This window comes from Arsukibacterium sp. (assembly GCF_036735525.1).
GTDB lineage: Bacteria > Pseudomonadota > Gammaproteobacteria > Enterobacterales > Alteromonadaceae > Alishewanella.
In genome coordinates this window covers 1-1,860 of sequence record NZ_DAINOE010000199.1, presented here as the reverse complement: position 1 = coordinate 1,860, position 1,860 = coordinate 1, and the positions used below count along the sequence as shown (strand labels likewise).

Genomic DNA, 1,860 nt, shown 5'->3' with positions numbered 1-1,860 from the left:
TTCTTATCCCGAGTTCAGGTTAATTATTTCAGCATCTTAATTTGATTATTCGAGTGACTCTCTCGCCAGATAAATGACAAAGGCCCACGCCAAAAGCGTGGGCCTTTGTCATTTATGCAGTTTTATTTTCTCTAATTCAGCTACTGCTCAGCGGAGATTTTCAAGGTAGTTGTCCGATTTTCCCATTTTATGCTGCTGCCTGAGTCGGTACGATTTCCCGCTCCGGATTCAGGCTTACTGGCCCTATAGGGCTCCAATTTCTTGTTGCTCTGCCAGCCCACCGTTGTGGGTTGTCTGACTTAGCTTGTTCATATACCGCTTTACGCTTTTCCAGCAGAACTGCATCTTGTTGCTGATGCCGCTGCGCCGGTGTCACGAACCTTATACCGCTGTGGCGATGTTCGTGGTTGTAGAAGCGTGTAAATTCCAGCATCCACTCTCTGGCACATCCAATGGTTGCAAAGCCAGCTTTGGGCCATTGCGGGCAGTATTTCACTGTCTTAAACAACGACTCTACATACGGATTATCATTGCTCACTCTGGGCCGGCTGTAAGACGACGTTACACCCAGTTCCTGCAACTTCACCCTAAGCGTGCTGCCTTTCATCGGGCTACCGTTATCCGAGTGCAGTACCAGGGGTTTAAACAGGCACTGCTCACGGAGTAAAGCACGTTGTACCAATTCACTGGCCAGTTGACTACATTCCTTGTCGTGCACTTCCCACGCCACTAACTTGCGGCTGTAAATATCGATAATGGCGTATAAATACCAGTACAAACCACGGATGCCTGAGGGCATATAGCTGATGTCCCAGCACCACACCTGATTGGGTGCTGACGCAGTGTAACTGGTCGGCATTGCACGTTTCTGTGGCGCTTTGCTTTTACCGCGGTGGTGCTGTTGGTTTGCCGCTTTTAATACCCGGTACATGGTCGATTCCGATGCCAGATAAACCCCTTTATCTGCCAACCTCGGCACAATTTGCGACGGCGGTAAGCTGGCATACTCCTCGTCATTACAGGTTGTTAATATCTGCTCGCGCTCAGCGTCAGTTAGCTTGTTTTTTGGCTCTGGCCTGATTGCTATAGGTCTCTTATCTTCAATAACAACGCCTTGCTCATCCCGCCAGCGGCGAAGTGAACGTAATGGGATTTCCAGCTCATGCGCGGCCTTATCACGCCTGGCACCAGCTAACACAGCCTCATCAAACCAAACCAAATTTAAACTGCGTTCACTCACCGAGGTTAACTGTCCTCGTCCTCCTCGCCGTAGTAAGCTCTGAGCTTTTTTCGCAGTACCAGCAACGCTGCCGCCTCCGCTAAGGCTTTTTCTTTACGGTTTAGCTCGCGTTCTAATTGCTTAATACGCTTTTTATCTTCTCTGGCTTGTTTTTTCTCTGCGACCTTGCGCTGAGTATCGCTCATCGTGCCCATGATACAAGCATTGCGCCATTCTTTAACCTGCTCAACCAACAAGCCTTTTTCGCGGCAATACTGGCTTAACTCGGTTTCTGATAACGGGGCGGTTTCAATGACCACGGCTAACTTTGCTTCTCCTGACCAATCATCAGGCTTTTGACCACTTACCGGCACTGCATATCCTTGAGCTTTTAACTGATGACGCCAATTGTACAGCGTCTGCTCAGAAATGCCTTCCTCTCTTGCCAACTGCGCTACAGAGCGACTCACTGGCGGTAATAACTTCTTTAAGATCGCATCTTTTCTTTCTGGGGATATAGCCATTTCAACCTGCTAACCACCCGCCGTCTGACTCTAACTATTGTGAAAAGAAGACCGGACAACTACTCTGACACGGCGGGGTGCCATGCTCTCAGAGGACAGTTTGAATGACAATGAGGC

At 49.1% G+C, this 1,860-nt stretch carries 1 protein-coding gene; it reads right to left on the bottom strand.

The window, feature by feature from the left end; genetic code table 11:
* Positions 1 to 187: 187 nt before the first annotated feature.
* A protein-coding gene (locus tag V7D78_RS17250) for an IS3 family transposase (RefSeq protein ID WP_333609685.1) occupies positions 188 to 1,743 on the bottom strand; the annotation gives its coding sequence in 2 pieces (ribosomal slippage) (positions 188 to 1,260 and positions 1,260 to 1,743; 1,557 coding nt in all).
* Positions 1,744 to 1,860: the final 117 nt, after the last annotated feature.